The sequence below is a fragment of the Rhizobium sp. WW22 genome, assembly GCF_047041135.1.
Taxonomy (GTDB): domain Bacteria; phylum Pseudomonadota; class Alphaproteobacteria; order Rhizobiales; family Rhizobiaceae; genus Rhizobium.
In genome coordinates this window covers 1,425,760-1,440,967 of the sequence record NZ_CP178198.1, presented here as the reverse complement: position 1 = coordinate 1,440,967, position 15,208 = coordinate 1,425,760, and the positions used below count along the sequence as shown (strand labels likewise).

At 58.7% G+C, this 15,208-nt stretch carries 17 protein-coding genes; 10 read left to right on the top strand and 7 right to left on the bottom strand.

Annotated features, from left to right (window positions below):
* Positions 1-252: 252 nt before the first annotated feature.
* From pip to ACK83U_RS07215, 3 genes are all read right to left on the bottom strand, one after another.
* A complete protein-coding gene (gene pip / locus ACK83U_RS07225; protein WP_112602715.1) occupies positions 253-1,215 on the bottom strand; it encodes a prolyl aminopeptidase in 963 nt (320 codons plus the stop codon).
* Positions 1,216-1,287: 72 nt separating this feature from the next.
* Positions 1,288-1,917, bottom strand: coding sequence for a PilZ domain-containing protein (locus ACK83U_RS07220; protein ID WP_112602690.1), 630 nt, complete (start codon positions 1,915-1,917; stop codon positions 1,288-1,290).
* 123 nt (positions 1,918-2,040) lie between these two features.
* Positions 2,041-2,664, bottom strand: a complete 624-nt coding sequence (locus ACK83U_RS07215) for a PAS domain-containing protein (protein ID WP_246712033.1) — start codon at positions 2,662-2,664, stop codon at positions 2,041-2,043.
* Positions 2,665-2,981: 317 nt separating this feature from the next.
* Between ACK83U_RS07215 and ACK83U_RS07210 the strand changes: the two genes are divergently transcribed.
* Positions 2,982-3,752: a rhomboid family intramembrane serine protease gene (locus ACK83U_RS07210; protein WP_112338984.1), complete on the top strand. Its 771-nt coding sequence runs from the start codon at positions 2,982-2,984 to the stop codon at positions 3,750-3,752.
* A 165-nt stretch (positions 3,753-3,917) separates the two neighbouring features.
* A complete protein-coding gene (locus tag ACK83U_RS07205) occupies positions 3,918-4,352 on the top strand; it encodes a CBS domain-containing protein (protein WP_112411793.1) in 435 nt (144 codons plus the stop codon).
* A 113-nt stretch (positions 4,353-4,465) separates the two neighbouring features.
* Here the strand turns inward: ACK83U_RS07205 and ACK83U_RS07200 are convergent, their stop codons facing one another.
* From ACK83U_RS07200 to folE, 3 genes are all read right to left on the bottom strand, one after another.
* A complete protein-coding gene (locus ACK83U_RS07200; RefSeq protein ID WP_015339965.1) occupies positions 4,466-5,425 on the bottom strand; it encodes a patatin-like phospholipase family protein in 960 nt (319 codons plus the stop codon).
* A 108-nt stretch (positions 5,426-5,533) separates the two neighbouring features.
* Positions 5,534-5,983 carry a phosphoribosyl-AMP cyclohydrolase gene (gene hisI, locus ACK83U_RS07195; RefSeq protein ID WP_112338982.1) on the bottom strand — a complete coding sequence of 150 codons (450 nt, stop codon included), beginning with the start codon at positions 5,981-5,983 and terminating at the stop codon, positions 5,534-5,536.
* 25 nt (positions 5,984-6,008) lie between these two features.
* Positions 6,009-6,620 carry a GTP cyclohydrolase I FolE gene (gene folE / locus ACK83U_RS07190; protein WP_112398297.1) on the bottom strand — a complete coding sequence of 204 codons (612 nt, stop codon included), beginning with the start codon at positions 6,618-6,620 and terminating at the stop codon, positions 6,009-6,011.
* A 290-nt stretch (positions 6,621-6,910) separates the two neighbouring features.
* Between folE and ACK83U_RS07185 the strand changes: the two genes are divergently transcribed.
* From ACK83U_RS07185 to ACK83U_RS07165, 5 genes are all read left to right on the top strand, one after another.
* Positions 6,911-7,375, top strand: a complete 465-nt coding sequence (locus tag ACK83U_RS07185) for an iron-sulfur cluster assembly scaffold protein (RefSeq protein WP_112338980.1) — start codon at positions 6,911-6,913, stop codon at positions 7,373-7,375.
* An 11-nt stretch (positions 7,376-7,386) separates the two neighbouring features.
* Entirely contained in the window at positions 7,387-7,812 is a 426-nt protein-coding gene (yidD, locus tag ACK83U_RS07180) for a membrane protein insertion efficiency factor YidD (RefSeq protein ID WP_112602688.1), read from the top strand.
* A 3-nt stretch (positions 7,813-7,815) separates the two neighbouring features.
* Entirely contained in the window at positions 7,816-8,343 is a 528-nt protein-coding gene (locus ACK83U_RS07175) for a DUF1697 domain-containing protein (RefSeq protein WP_112602686.1), read from the top strand.
* A gap of 128 nt (positions 8,344-8,471) precedes the next feature.
* Positions 8,472-10,460, top strand: coding sequence for a threonine--tRNA ligase (gene thrS, locus ACK83U_RS07170; protein ID WP_112602684.1), 1,989 nt, complete (start codon positions 8,472-8,474; stop codon positions 10,458-10,460).
* 142 nt (positions 10,461-10,602) lie between these two features.
* The gene (locus tag ACK83U_RS07165) at positions 10,603-11,442 is read left to right on the top strand and encodes a lysophospholipid acyltransferase family protein (protein ID WP_112602682.1); all 840 of its coding nucleotides are present in this window, start codon (positions 10,603-10,605) and stop codon (positions 11,440-11,442) included.
* A gap of 73 nt (positions 11,443-11,515) precedes the next feature.
* On the opposite strand, the gene ACK83U_RS07160 is transcribed toward ACK83U_RS07165, so the two are convergent.
* Positions 11,516-12,631, bottom strand: coding sequence for a hypothetical protein (locus tag ACK83U_RS07160; protein WP_112338975.1), 1,116 nt, complete (start codon positions 12,629-12,631; stop codon positions 11,516-11,518).
* Positions 12,632-12,739: 108 nt separating this feature from the next.
* On the opposite strand from ACK83U_RS07160, the gene ACK83U_RS07155 reads away from it, so the two are divergent.
* From ACK83U_RS07155 to ACK83U_RS07145, 3 genes are all read left to right on the top strand, one after another.
* Positions 12,740-13,327, top strand: a complete 588-nt coding sequence (locus ACK83U_RS07155; RefSeq protein ID WP_112602681.1) for a nitroreductase — start codon at positions 12,740-12,742, stop codon at positions 13,325-13,327.
* Positions 13,327-13,932 carry a flavin reductase family protein gene (locus ACK83U_RS07150; RefSeq protein ID WP_112602679.1) on the top strand — a complete coding sequence of 202 codons (606 nt, stop codon included), beginning with the start codon at positions 13,327-13,329 and terminating at the stop codon, positions 13,930-13,932. Before ACK83U_RS07155 ends, ACK83U_RS07150 begins: the two co-directional genes overlap by 1 nt.
* 112 nt (positions 13,933-14,044) lie before the next feature.
* Positions 14,045-15,199 carry a DUF2336 domain-containing protein gene (locus ACK83U_RS07145; RefSeq protein ID WP_112602677.1) on the top strand — a complete coding sequence of 385 codons (1,155 nt, stop codon included), beginning with the start codon at positions 14,045-14,047 and terminating at the stop codon, positions 15,197-15,199.
* Positions 15,200-15,208 lie beyond the last annotated feature (9 nt).

Sequence of the window (15,208 nt, the reverse complement as noted above, 5' to 3'; positions counted from 1 at the left end):
TTCGCGGCAAATTCGATTAAAATTTGAGGGATTTCGGTATGGATTGCAGCAATGCAAGAGTCTGACATCCGCTGTCTCCAAGCGGCTTTCGGCAATGGGGATCGTTAACGCCCGCGTGCCGATTAAGGCAGTAGACGTGTGTATTGATATAGAGCTCGCGTGGCGACAGGTCGGATTTGGTGTTGGAAATGGCTGCAAGAGCCTGAACTTGTCCCATTTTGGGAAAACCGGCTCAAAAAATATTTTTGATTTTTATTGCCGAGCGTGCCGGCGAAGCCCATCGGTCGCGCGGGTGATTGCAGTCGCCATCTCCGAGACCGCCGGCGAGTGTGCCGCGTTCGCAACGACCACCAGTTCCGCCTCTGGCCATGCCTGTGACAATTCCCAGGCGGTGACGAGCGGTGCTTCGAGGTCCATACGACCATGGATCATCGTGCAGGGGATACCGGCGAGCCGATGGGTGTCGCGCAGGATCTGCTGCTCCTCGAGCCAAGCCAGATGGTGGAAGTAATGGGTGATGATCCGGGCGCGCGCCGTCAGATAACGTGGATCGGACCATCGCGGCGACAGGGCCGCGCGGGAATCGACCAGGATCGACGCTGCCTCCCATTCATGCCAATCCCTGGCCGCTTTCAGGTGGATTGCTGGATCGGGATTGCGCAAGAGGCGATAATAGGCGGCGACTAGGTCACCATCGCGATCAGTCTTAGGTACAGCGGCCCGAAAGCGTGCCCATTCCACAGGAAAGAAACGGCCGAGACCTTGATAGAGCCAATCGATTTCCGATTGTCTCGTCATGGTGACACCGACGAGGAGCAAGCTTTCCACCCGCTGCGGATGGGTTTCGGTATAGGCAAGCGCAAGCGTGCAGCCCCAGGAATTGCCGAATATGATCCAGCGTTCGATTCCGAGGCGCAACCGCAATCGCTCGATATCGGCAATCGTGTGCCATGTCGTATTTGCCGAGAGATCGATCAGCGGTTCCGACGCATGCGGAAGACTGCCGCCGCAGCCGCGCTGATCGAATTGAATGATCCGATAATATTGCGGGTCGAAATAGCGCCCCGTTCCAGCCGAACTACCTGATCCCGGGCCTCCGTGCAGGATGAGGACAGGTGTACCCTCGGGATTGCCCGATTGCATCCAATAAATCCGCTGGCCGTCGCCGACCTCAAGCAGGCCTTCGTCAAAAGGGATTATGTCCGGGTAGGGCATGTCGCGGTCACGCATCGAGGAGAAGACAGAGATCGCTATTTCGCGACGCTGCGTGACGGGAAGATGACGGTATCAGAGAAATTCGCGCAAGGTTTCGCGAGATTGTAGCGAAAGGAATTCGATCGCAACGCCCTCTATGAAATGACGCACGACGCGGCCGCGCATATTGCCGAGACGCACAGGCGTTCCGATGGTGGGGCGTATTTCGACGTCGACCGCTGCGCCGGAGAGCGAGAGGTCCATTATGCGGCAGACATATTGCGTACCGTCGTCGAGCGTGAGTTCGCAGCGGGTATTGCGCGGCGTCAGACGATCGTGGCGGCGATCTTCCGGCAGACCGAGTTCGTGCTTGTTGGCAAGCCAGGTCAGTTGCGCCGCAAGCTTTTCACGCTTCCGCTCGGTTGCATTGATCGACATGGTGAAACCGCGGCCGTCGACCGCAACGACATAGCCCTCGACTCGGCCGAGGTGGTCGATGTAGGCCACGACCCGCTCATCGGCGCGCGGCCGTCCCAAACAGGTCACGTGAAGGTCGCCCGGCGACATTTCCGTGACAACGCATTCGAATTCCTCATAATTTGCCAGCATCAGACGACCCTGCATATTGATCGGGACCCGCTGAAAGGTCCGCTGATCATTACGAGCAGCATTGCCTGTCATTTGATTGGGCCGCGTCGCCTGGGCTGGCTGAAACGAGTGCATGGAGGCGTCTTGAATCCTATTGCGTCTCATCCAACTAATAGCCGCAACTCCTTAAAGTAAGGTTGTCTTTTCAGAGGCATAAATAAGAGACGATCACCTATCTTGTTCCGCACTGGGTCAGTTCTAACCCTGTCGCGCCTCATTTTTTGCTTGAATCAATTTTCGGCGGACCCATTCACCAAGGCTCGTGCTTCCCCGATGCGGCAGAAGATTTGCGGGGTCTGGATGGGGAGGTGCATCCACGAGCCGCACGCGGCGCTCGCGAAGCAGCCGGCTGCGATCCAGTGCCAGAAATTCAAGGCGTTCGTTGCCGAGCCAAGGCGCATAAACGGTTGGCGTCAGACAACCAAGCAGTCTGTCGCAAGTGTCGCTCGATGTGCGAACCGGCAGCAATATCATCTCGAAGGTCATGCTGCGGCCGCTGATACAGTAGCCCGTCGCGTGAACCAACGCGGGAACCACGTGTTTCATCACGCCGGCGGCTATGCGTACCGGGTCATCCTGCTGACTGCCAGCCCAGAGCGCTGCGAAATTCTCGCCGCGGAGTTCGCGCCCCATGAGGTTGCAGATCGCCGTACCGGCCAGGCGGAAGCGGGGATTATCGTCCACCGTATTTTCCAGGATAAACAGCTCGGGAAGAATGTGGCCGATTGCCGATGGCTGTATCAAGTTGCGCAGGGGAGCGTCCGCGTTGCCGCGTATACGCTCCCAATAGGTAAATATATCGATGCTCGTCTTATGGCGCATAATGCGTCCGTGTCCCATTTCACTTCAACTACAAGGGCATTCATCGCCCTCGAAACTGATGTTGCGAATTCCATGCCAGAACCGGCCCGTTAGGGTTAACAAAGGGTTTCGGTTGCCTTGTCGAGCGGTCGATGTAAATCTTTGTTCATCACTTCACCAAGTGACCTTCAGCACGAATTTCCCGGGCGCCGGACGAACCATTGAGGTCAGATCCGGAGAGGAGCGCCCCGGTATGCCGCCCGACACTACGGGCGGCTTTTTTTTTGATTTTCGCTGCGTTATGTGTCGATGACTTCTATCGACAAGCAGAGCAAGACATGGATGACGAACAGCTGCCGCGCCCAGAGCCGGAAAATCCGCGGCCGCAGCAGCGAGCCCCGGCCTTCAACTTGCCTCCTGCCATTCTGGCGAGCCTTGCCGTCCTAATCGTCATTTTTGCGGTCATGAACCTTCCCTGGTGGTCGGACGATACGCTGAACTGGATTTATTTCGCCTTCAGCTTCATCCCGGCCCGCTATGCCTTTCCCTTGTCACAGCAGGGACTGGAATGGCTTTGGACGCCTGTCACCTATTCGCTGCTGCATGGCGGGATCGAGCATATCGTGTTCAACAGCCTTTGGCTGATGGTCTTTGCGGCACCCGTGGCGCGACGCATCGGCGCCCTGCGCTATGTGATTTTCTGGATCTTCTCATCAGCCGCCTCCGCCTTCCTGCATGCGGCACTCTACTGGGGCGACCAGACGCTGTTGATCGGTGCGTCCGGTGTCGTCTCGGCGCTCATGGGAGCAGCTTGCCGTTTTGCCTTTCCGGCCATGGACAGTCGCAGAGTGTCCATGCGGCAGGCGCATCTCAACCCGCGCCTCGGCATTTTGCAGTCGCTTCGAAGCCGGACAGTCGTCGCCTATATCGTCATGTGGGTTGCCGGCAATGCGCTCGTTGCTTTCGGCATCAATCTTGCGGGCGACAGCTCACAGCCGGTGGCCTGGGATGCTCATATCGGCGGCTTCCTGTTCGGATTCCTGCTTTTCGCCCCCTTCGACCGGCAGCCGCCTGAGGAAGTTCGGGAACCTTTACCACTCGATGAATGAGCTGTTGCTTTCTTACTGACACAGGCGCACCATTGGCATCCGTCGATCATGGGATGAGGAGATCGATCGACCGACGGGCAAAGCGCCGGTTTGAGCTCCGGGGGTAATTTCGGAACATATCGGACGCTTCAGGTGTTCATCATGCTTTCGAGATGGGAGGATCGAATGTCAGTTTCCGTAAAGGCCATACTTGAAGCCAAGGGCCGCGACGTCGTGACGACGGGCGGCAATACGACCGTTGCAGAGGCCGCGAAAATCCTGAACGAGAATCGGATCGGCGCTATCGTCGTTGTCGGACCGGGCGGCAAGATTTCCGGCATCTTCACCGAGCGGGATGTGGTCAATGCCGTTGCCAAGCATGGGCAGGAATGCCTCGACAAACCGATCGCATCGATGATGACGGCCAAAGTGCACCGCTGCAAGGAAGACACGACAACCGACGAATTGATGGAACTGATGACGATGCGCCGCTTCCGTCATGTTCCCGTCGAGGAGAAAGGCAAGCTTTCCGGCATCATCTCCATCGGCGACGTCGTCAAATGGCGTATCCGCGAGATCGAACTCGAGGCCGAACAGATCAAGGCCTATATCGCCGGGTGAGGCGAAGTTCGAGATGCCCCAGGCAATCGACCCAGCGGGTCGATTGCAGCGATCAGCTTCTCACGCCGAAAGCGAGGGCAAACCTCGTTTTTTTGCAGATTTCGGATGACACGCTAGCGCGCGTAGGTTTCCTGCATGCGGCGGATTTCCGGCAACCTCGTCAGAGCCTCCTCGTAGCCGCGTTCAATAGCTTCGCCGGCGCGATGGAATTCCGACAGACCGATATCGCTAAGGCGGGGATGCATCGCAAGATCCGGCGGGTCTCCGGCCAGACGGGCACGAGCAATCCTATCCTGGATGATATTGAAAGCCTGCACCATAACGCCGGTCATGCCGAGTTTCATGGGCGGCGTCTCATCCCGCCGCAGCAAATCTCCGTTCGGCTGGCCCACATTGTGTTTGACGACAGCCGAACGACCGAAAAGGTCATAGTTCAGATTGACCGCCGCCACGAGCGGCTGCTCATACGAACGGCATACCGAAACCGGAACCGGATTGACGAGCGCGCCGTCGACCAAGGTACGGCCATTGCTTCGTACCGGCTCGAAAATGCCGGGCAGGGCATAAGAAGCCCTCAGCGCCGTGATCAACGAGCCGTTGGCAATCCAGACCTCATGTCCAGTATTCAATTCCGATGCGACAGCGACAAAGGGGCGGTCCAGATCCTCGATCGAAAAGCCTTCCAGGTGCTCCTGCATGCGCTTGGTCAACCGCATGCCGCCGAACAGGCCGCTGCCGCCGATGGTCAGGTCGAGGAGACTGGCGATGCGGCGCATCGTCAAAGAACGGGCAAAGGCCTCGAGTTCGTCTAGCTTGCCGGCAAGATAGCAGCCGCCAACCAGGGCGCCGATCGATGTGCCGGCGATCATGCCAACTTCGATGCCTGCCTCATCGAGCGCGCGCAGAACGCCGATATGCGCCCAGCCGCGCGCCGCCCCGCCGCCGAGCGCCAGAGCGATTTTGACTTTTCTGGGGGGAGACGGAGGAAGAAGTGGATTGGAGGTATCCTGCGAGAGGCCTGAACCCGTCAAGTTCTGTCCGCCGTTATGACGATTCAAGCCCCAATTCAGCATTTAAACGCCTCCTCCAAGGCTCCGTGTGCCTCGGCTAAAATATTGTCCCTTTTTCGTTTCGAAATCGTATACTGGTTGTAGCTGGTTGAAACACCATCCCCGATAGGTCTACTGCTTGTAAACTTCTTCCGGATTGAAATGCAGGTGATCGTCGGTCACGCTCAGTACCGGCTTGCCATCTTCAAGCTCGACCGTTCGGTAGAAGCAGGAACGACGGCCAGTATGACATGTTGCGTCATGTCCGGCCACCTCCACTTTCAGCCAGATTGCATCCTGATCGCAATCCGTGCGGATCTCCTTGACCGATTGCAGGTTTCCGGAGGTTTCGCCCTTTTTCCAGATCTTTCCGCGCGAGCGGCTGAAATAATGCGCCGTGCCTGTCTTGATCGTCAGGGCGAGCGCTTCGGCATTCATGTGAGCAACCATCAGCAGCTCGCCATCCTGCGCATCGGTCACGATCGCAGTGATCAGGCCGCGGTCGTCGAAGCGAGGGGTGAAATCGCCGGCATCCTCGAGTTCGGATTTATCTTCGGAAGGCGCATTGAAAATCAGATTCATCTCCGGCTCTTTCGTTGAAGCCCGGTCAGCGACCTCGGACCAAAGACATGAAGCGGGCCTGCTCAGCCGGATCGGCCTTGAAGGCACCCGTGAAGGTCATCGTCAGCGTGGAGGAACCCTGTTTCTGCACGCCGCGCATGGCCATGCACATATGCTCGGCGTCGATCATGACCGCGACACCGCGCGGACGCAGCGTATCGTCGATCGCATTGGCGATCTGCGCCGTCATGGCTTCCTGCGTCTGCAGGCGACGACCGAAGATCTCGACGACGCGAGCGATCTTGGAGAGGCCAAGCACGCGGCCGTTCGGCAAATAGGCGACATGCGCCTTGCCGATGATCGGCACCATATGGTGTTCGCAATGGGAGAAAAACGGAATATCGCGGACGAGGACGATGTCGTCGTAACCCGAAACCTCTTCGAAGGTTCGGCCGAGCACGTCTTCGGGATTCATGTCGTATCCGGCGAAAAGTTCGCGGTACGCCTTGGCAACACGTGCAGGCGTATCGAGCAGGCCTTCGCGTTGCGGATCATCGCCAGCCCAGCGAAGCAGAACGCGAACTGCGTCTTCGGCTTCCTTCTGCGACGGGCGTTCGGAATCAACGGCTTGCGGAAAGTTCTTTACAATGGCGTCCATTACCTGTGGTTCTCCTGATCCGCCAAGCGGATATCATCTTGTCGGACTCGCCACTGGCATTCCCCGAGGTACGGAGATTGTGTACCTTTGGCGGGCTCCGGGGCGTTCTGGCTGGCGGACAAGCCTGCCGTCCTGCACGGTTTCCCATCAAACTTACAGAAGACCATTGCATTTCGATGGTCTTCGAACGACATACATATAGTATGGCATTGTCCCTGTGAAAGTGTCCTAAGCGGACACGCTGTGTTTTTTGTTTTGAAACGCAAAAGAGGTGCATCGGAGCGAAATCTGTGATGGACGACATCTACAACAGCAAAATCCTGGAGTTTGCCGGCAATATCGGCCGCATCGGCAGCCTTCCCGACGCCGATGCCAGCGCCCAGGCCCATTCCAGACTGTGCGGTTCTCGCGTAAAAATCTGGCTGAAAATGGACGGCGATGTGGTGACCGATTTTGCCCATGACGTCAAGGCCTGCGCGCTCGGCCAGGCATCGTCGTCGATCATGGCCCGCCATGTTGTCGGTGCTTCGGCGGAAGAAGTCCGCAAGGCCAGGGAAGACATGCTTGCCATGCTCAAGGCTGACGGTGAGGGGCCGGATGGCCGTTTTGAGGATATGCGTTACCTGAAGCCCGTCAGGGATTACAAGGCGCGTCATGCCTCGACGATGCTAACATTCGATGCGGTCGTGGATGCCATCGGGCAGATAGAAGTAGCGCGTCAAGGCGGAAATGCCAAAACGGCTGAAGCCGTCTGAGCGGGCTGATCATGTGCCAATTCTGTCTCATGCAGGACGAGGATGAAGACGAAGGCGGTGATGCTCCCTCCAGGCGACGAGCACGGCGGGATGCATCACCGGCCGGCGACAGGGCAATAAAGTCGCGCAATTATGCCGGGCCTTTCCGCAAGACGCCCGACCGGCTTTTCGGAATGGGCCTCATTCGCCTCTATCAACTGACGCTTTCCGGCTTCATCGGCAATTCCTGCCGCCATATCCCGACCTGCTCGGAATATGGCTATGAGGCAGTTGCCCGCCATGGGCTTTGGGCTGGCGGCTGGATGACACTGTTTCGTGTGGCGCGCTGCGGCCCGGGAGGGACAAGCGGGCTCGATCCTGTGCCTGGAGAACTGGAGCTGCGCTATCATTGGTGGACTCCCTGGCGCTATTTCCGCCTTGGGCAAAAGGCTGCCTGACCGTTGGCGGTCTACGTCGCGCTGCTCTACAGCATTGGCCTCGACTCGGGCCGCAGAGTTGTTATGGCCGATCTCAAGGCAATGGCGGAGAGTTTGGGCTTTCGCAATGCCCGAACGCTTGTCGCAACCGGCAATCTCGTTTTCGAAGCCGAACCGCAGCCGATTGCGTCGATCGAGGCACAACTCGAAGCGGGTTTTGCCGCGGCTTTCGGCAAGCATGTCGACATCATCGCGCGTGATGCCAACGCATGGCTGAAACTCGCCGAGGGCAATCCTTTCCTCGACGGGATCGCTAGCGAGGTCATCGTGCGAGTGATGCGCCAGCCGCTCGAACCGGACGTTCTTGATATGCTCGCGAGATACAGGCGAGATGAGCGCATGGCCGTTGTCAACGGCGATCTCTGGATCGATTTCGGTCTCAAAGCCAGCGAGTCGAAAATGCTGCCGGCTTTGACGACAAAGCGGCTCGGCATTGGAACGATGAGAAACTGGAACACCGTGCGCGGTTTAGCCGAGATGGTCCGAGCCTAGCGCCGCTTTTCCTTTACTCGAATAGGAAATACCGCTATCAGGCGCGCGGACTTAAGTACGCATTTACTTGGTCCGCATCTTTCGAAACCACCCGCATTCGTTGGCGGGACTGGACAAGGAGAATATAAATGTCCCAATCCGTTTCCCTGACATTTCCCGATGGTTCCGTGCGCAGCTTCGCTGCCGGCACGACCGGTCGCGATGTCGCCGAATCCATTTCCAAGTCACTTGCCAAGAAAGCTGTCGCCATTGCCGTCGACGGCACCGTGCGCGATCTTTCCGATCCCGTGACCGACGGCAAGATCGAGATCATCACCCGGTCGGACGACCGTGCGCTGGAACTGATCCGCCACGACACCGCGCACGTGCTTGCCGAAGCCGTACAGGAGCTTTGGCCGGGAACGCAGGTGACGATCGGCCCGGTCATCGAAAACGGCTTCTATTACGATTTCGCCAAGAACGAGCCGTTTACTCCCGATGATCTGCCTGTGATCGAGAAGCGGATGCGCGAGATCATCCAGCGCAACAAGCCGTTCACCAAGGAAATCTGGTCGCGCGAGAAGGCGAGGGAGGTCTTTGCCGCCAAGGGCGAAAACTACAAAGTGGAGCTTGTCGACGCGATCCCGGAAGGTCAGGATCTGAAGATCTATTACCAGGGTGACTGGTTCGATCTCTGCCGTGGTCCGCACATGGCTTCGACGGGCCAGATCGGCAACGCCTTCAAGCTGATGAAGGTCGCCGGCGCCTATTGGCGTGGGGACAGCAACAATCCGATGCTGACCCGCATCTATGGCACGGCGTTTGCCGAACAGTCGGATCTCGACAACTATCTGCACATTCTTGCCGAGGCCGAAAAGCGCGATCATCGCCGTCTCGGCCGCGAAATGGACCTGTTCCATTTCCAGGAAGAAGGCCCCGGCGTCGTTTTCTGGCACGGCAAGGGCTGGCGCATGTTCCAGACGCTGGTGTCCTATATGCGCCGGCGGCTGCAGGGCGACTATCAGGAAGTCAACGCACCGCAGGTGCTCGACAAGTCGCTTTGGGAGACCTCGGGTCACTGGGGCTGGTACCGTGACAACATGTTCAAGGTCACCGTCGCCGGCGACGATACCGACGACGATCGCGTCTTCGCGCTGAAGCCGATGAACTGCCCGGGCCATATCCAGATCTTCAAGCATGGCTTGAAGTCTTACCGCGAACTGCCGATCCGCCTTGCGGAATTCGGTGCCGTGCATCGCTATGAGCCTTCGGGTGCGTTGCATGGCCTGATGCGCGTGCGCGGCTTTACGCAGGACGATGCTCACATCTTCTGCACCGACGAGCAGATGGCGGCCGAGTGCCTGAAGATCAATGATCTCATTCTCTCAGTCTATGAGGACTTCGGCTTCAAGGAGATCGTCGTTAAGCTCTCGACCCGCCCCGACAAGCGCGTCGGTTCGGACGAACTCTGGGACCGTGCCGAAAGCGTGATGATGGACGTGCTGAAAACGATCGAGGCGCAGTCCGAAGGGCGCATCAAGACCGGTATTCTGCCGGGCGAAGGCGCTTTCTACGGTCCGAAGTTCGAATATACGCTCAAGGATGCCATCGGCCGTGAATGGCAGTGTGGTACGACCCAGGTCGATTTCAACCTGCCGGAGCGCTTCGGTGCCTTCTACATCGACCAGCACTCGGAAAAGACACAGCCTGTCATGATCCACCGCGCCATTTGCGGTTCGATGGAACGCTTCCTCGGCATTCTGATCGAGAACTTCGCCGGCCACATGCCACTCTGGGTCTCGCCGCTGCAGGTCGTCGTCGCCACCATCACCTCGGAAGCCGATGCCTACGGCGAAGAGGTGGCGGAAGCGCTGCGCGATGCCGGCCTCGATGTCGAGACCGACTTCCGCAACGAGAAGATCAACTACAAGATCCGCGAGCACTCGGTAACAAAGGTTCCGGTGATCATCGTTTGCGGCAAGAAGGAAGCCGAAGAGCGTTCGGTCAATATCCGCCGCCTCGGCAGCCAGTCGCAGACATCCATGTCGCTCGACGAGGCGATCGCCTCGCTTGCTCTCGAAGCGACGCCGCCGGACATTCTGCGTAAGCGCGAAGCACGGCGCGTCAAGGCCGCTTGACGCCCTCATACCTGACGGCACCTTCAGGGTGCCGTCAGAGAACTGACATACAGCTTTCATATAGTTGATCAATCAACGCGTTGCTGTGGCTGCAGCATGTGACGCAACTGAGACCATAGGAGCGGGGCAGCCCGTCGCGCACTTGGAATTCAAAGAATTATCCTACGCCAACGAACGGGACACGCGGATCAAGCGCTGGTTCATCCGCTCCATCGAAGGTCTTTCCGGCCGGGACCGTTACGCCCGGCTCTACGATATCTGGCGCACCGATATCGTCGGCAAGAGCGAGCGGGTCTTCGGCAAGATGCTCGATCTCATCGATGTGCGCCTGCTCATCAAGGGCGAGTGGCCGCCGAACCAGATTCCAGAAGCGCCGATCGTCATCGTCGCCAATCACCCCTACGGCATCGGCGACGGCATCGCGGTGCTGGCGCTTGCCGAGCAACTGGGGCGCCCCTTCAAGGTCCTCATCAACAACGAATTGTTGAAAGTGCCTGAAATGAACGATTATTCGCTACCGGTTTCTTTCGAAGAAACCAAGGAAGCGATGGCGATCAACATGAAGACCCGGCATGAGGCTGTTCGCCTGCTTAAGGAAGGCACGACGATCATCGTCTTTCCAGCCGGCGGTGTGGCAACCGCTAAGAAGGGTTTCGGCCGGGCAGAAGATCTGCCCTGGAAAATATTCCCGGCAAAACTCATTCAGGCGGCCCGCGCCAGCGTCATTCCCATCTATTTCGAGGGGCAGAACGGCCGGCTGTTCCATCTGGCAAGCCGGATTTCGATGACCCTGCGCATCTCACTGCTAATCCGCGAATTCCGGCGTCTCTCCGGCAGCACCATCACTGCCCATATCGGCGCTCTTCGCAGCTGGGAGGCCCTTAGCGAGGGCAGTGACCGCAAGGATCTGCTGGCGAAGCTCTATGGCGCAGTCTTCTCCATGGCCCCGCCGAGAAAGCTGCTCCGGCGCCGGGCGGGATGAATCGCGAGACTTTTGTCGCCGAGTGACAACTGTCTGGATGGTTCGCGCCAGCGACCAAATGGCGCCGCAGTCGTCAATCCATGCTATCGCCGTCGTCGCCGCCAGCGGCCGGCGCCAATTGTTCATAGGTGGGCAGCGGCTGCTGGTTGGTCGTGGCCGGCGGTGTCTGGCTCTGGCGCATTGGCGGCATCTGGATCGGTAGCTGTCGGGCCGATTGTTCGGTATCGACCTCCTGCGGCTGTTGCTGTTTCATCAGCACTTCCACATCCGTATTCATGCCGGCGGCGACGGTAAAGTCGCGCTGATAGATCTTGTCCTTGTTTCGGGCGACGGCCGTGTAGCGGCCTTCCGCAAGCACCATGGTCGGGAACGCGCTGACGCTTTCGCCAACGATATCGCCCGCAGCTGTCAGGATCGACCAGGCAGTATCGGCGATTGCCTCACCGCCGGCATCCGAAACCAGCTTGAAGGTGATCTTTGCCGCCCTGTGCTGAATGGTCGCTTCCGTCACCTTGCCGGCTTCCACCTGGATATCGGCGCGGATGACGGCATTGACCTCGCCGTATTCGGAAACGACATGATAGGTGCCGGCACTCAGGCCGACCAGCGTGTTCGGCTTGACATCGTCCATGACAAGACCACGCTCGCCGTCCTCCTTGGTTTCGCTCGAATAGATCGAGAAGCTCAGCTCGTTCGGAGGGATACGGACATCGGGCCCGGATACGGCGTTCAGGACCATGCCACCGGCATCGAGAACCATCGTCTGCTTCTGGGTGTCGCCGCTTTCAGGCACGCTCAGCCGCTTGGTGACGCCGGCGCGGCCGAAAGAGACATTGACGAAATAATCGCCCGGCAAAAGGTGAAAGGAGGCCGAGCCTCCGCGCGAACTGGCGACCAGCGGCAGTTTGCCATCAGCGCCCGCAATCGGGCTGAAGACGTACCAGGCGAGGCCCTGCTGCTGCGGGCCGCTCTGGGGCGTGAGCTTGGCTTCGAGGGAAACGTCGCGCAATGTGCGCGCAGGCGAATTCTCGCCATTCGGTGCCACGAAAGCATTGAGCTTCGGCATCTTGACGCTGCCGTCGAGCTGCTTGAATTCCTTAAAGGCATCCTGTGCCGGAACGGCAGTGTTCATGCTCACAAGCATCGCGAAAGCCGCGCTCAATCGGCGAGCGGATGAAATGCCTGACATGAATACCCAACCGATTGACTTCCGATAAAACACACGCCACTTCAAAACCAATGCGGTGGCAAATTCAAGACCTACATCCCATAAAGCCCAAATGAAGGCAGTTCCTTAATGAAAACCGATATCAAGCTGGTCGACTATCTCGCGGTGCGCCGATCTATTCCTGCGTTTCAAATGTCGGAACCAGGCCCGGACAAGGCTGAAATCGAGGAGATTCTTCGGTTGGCCTCCCGTGTGCCGGATCATGGCAAGCTCGCGCCATGGCGCTTCATCGTCTATCGCGGCGGGGAACGCGCCCGCATCAGTGAAGAGCTGCTGAAGCTCGCGCTGGAAGCCAAGCCCGATCTGTCGGAAGAAATGATTCAGGTCGAGCGCACCCGCTTCACTCGTGCACCCGTGGTCGTCGCAGTCGTCAGCAAGGCGGCACCGCATTTCAAGATCCCGGAATGGGAGCAGTTGATGTCGGCGGGCGCGCTGTGCTTGAACTTGCTAATGGCGGCCAATGCCCATGGCTGGGTCTCCAACTGGCTGACGGAATGGTTCGCCTTCGACGAACGTGCCTATCCGCTGCTCGGCGTAAAGCCGGGCGAGAAGGTTGCCGGCTTCATCCATATCGGCTCGACAAGCTTCCCGCCCGTCGAACGCCCGCGCCCGGAGCTGTCGGAAACGGTGACCTGGATCGGCGGCGAGGACGCGTGATGTTCTATACGACAGACACCAATCGCCACGGTCTGGCGCATGATCCTTTCAAGGCAATCGTCGCGCCGCGGCCGATCGGCTGGATCGGCAGCAAGGGCAGGGATGGTTCGCTGAATCTCTCGCCCTATTCCTTTTTTAACGCCGTCAGCGATCGGCCGAAGCTGGTGATGTTTTCTTCCGCCGGTCGAAAGGATAGCGTGCGCAATGTCGAGGAAACAGGCGTCTTTACTGCCAACCTCGTCAGCCGCCATATCGTTGAGAAGATGAACCATTCTTCCGTTGCCGTTCCCTATGGCGTCAACGAATTCGAGCTTGCCGGACTGACGGCGAAGCCGGGAGAGCTGGTCGACGCGCCCTATGTCGCCGAGGCCTTTGCCGTGCTCGAATGCAGGGTGACTGAAATTCTGCAACCCAAAGGTCTCGATGGGGAGGTATCGGAAAATATCATGGTGATCGGCCAGGTCGTCGGTATCCATATCGACGAGACGATCATTCGCGGAGGCCGGCTGGACATGGCGTTAGCGCGCCCCATCGCACGCATGGGCTATATGGATTATAGCGAGGGCAGCGAGGTCTTCGAGATGATGAGGCCAAAGGCGCCCTGAAGGCGCCACTCATGCCTGCAGGCGAAAGGCTAACAAGCAAGGTAAACGTCCCGTAAACCTTTGCCCGATAAGGTGAAGTATAGGAATTTGCGGGGCAAGAATCGCCCCGCCGATATCGGGGCGTTACGTGATTATAGAAGCATTCCTTCGCTGGGCTGAAACCGCCAAGGCAGAAAGCAGAACCCGGGCGGCCAATGCGCTCGGCAGGGCCTATCTGCAGTCGGAGATGCCTAGGGAAGAGCGTGCGGCCGCCGAGATGGCGATGACCTATCTGCTCGACGATCCGTCTCCTCGCGTGCGGCTGGCGCTCGCAGAAGCGGTCGCGCATTCGGCCGGCGCCCCGCGGAACGTCATTCTATCTCTAGCCGAGGATCAGCCTGAAATCGCCGGGCAGATCATCCTGTTTTCGCCCGTGTTCACCGATGCCGATCTCGTCGATCTCGCATTGCGGGGTAGTGACGTGACGCGGGTACTGATCGCGTCACGCGGGGAGGTGCCGTGTGCCGTCTGTGCTGCGCTTGCCGAGATGGGCGGAGAGGTCGAAATTCTGTGTCTGCTCGAGAACGACGGTGCCTTGCTTTCACAGGCCTCCCTCAAGCGCATCGCCGAGCGCATGGGTGACTCCGCTGACATACGCGGACTGCTTCTTTCCCGGGACATTTTGTCCGCAGATATCAGGCACTTGCTAATGCGGCACGTCAGCGAAGCGCTTTCGGAATCGCCTCTCGTCCAGAGTTTTGTCGGCAGCTCCAGGCTGCAACAGGTCACGCGTGAGGCGACGGAATCCGCAACCGTTGCCATTGCAGGAACGGCGCAGCACGAGCAATTGCCTGATCTGGTCGAGCATCTAAGGCGCAGCGGCTGGCTGACACCGGCATTCCTCATGCATGCGCTATGCTCCGGCAAGGTCGATTTCTTTGCCTGCGCGATCACCAATCTTTCCGGATGCGACGAACGACGTGTGCGCTCGATCGTTTCCAGAGGACGTGTCCATGCCTTGCGGGCTCTCTACGAGAGCGCAGGGCTACGCCGAGATATCAGCACGATCTTCGTCGAGGCGACGGTGATCTGGCGCGAATCCTCCCGTAAGAACGGTACGGCGATGCTGGAAGATGTTTCTTCGCGGCTGATGCGAAAGTTCCGCCTTGCGGAGCAAAGCCCGGTTGCTGCAACGCAGCTCCTCGACATGGTCGAGAAGCTTGCCAATGCCGAAAAGCGGCAAACTGCGCGCAGCTTTGCCGCACTGGCAACGCTCGCCGCCGCGTGATATCCAGCC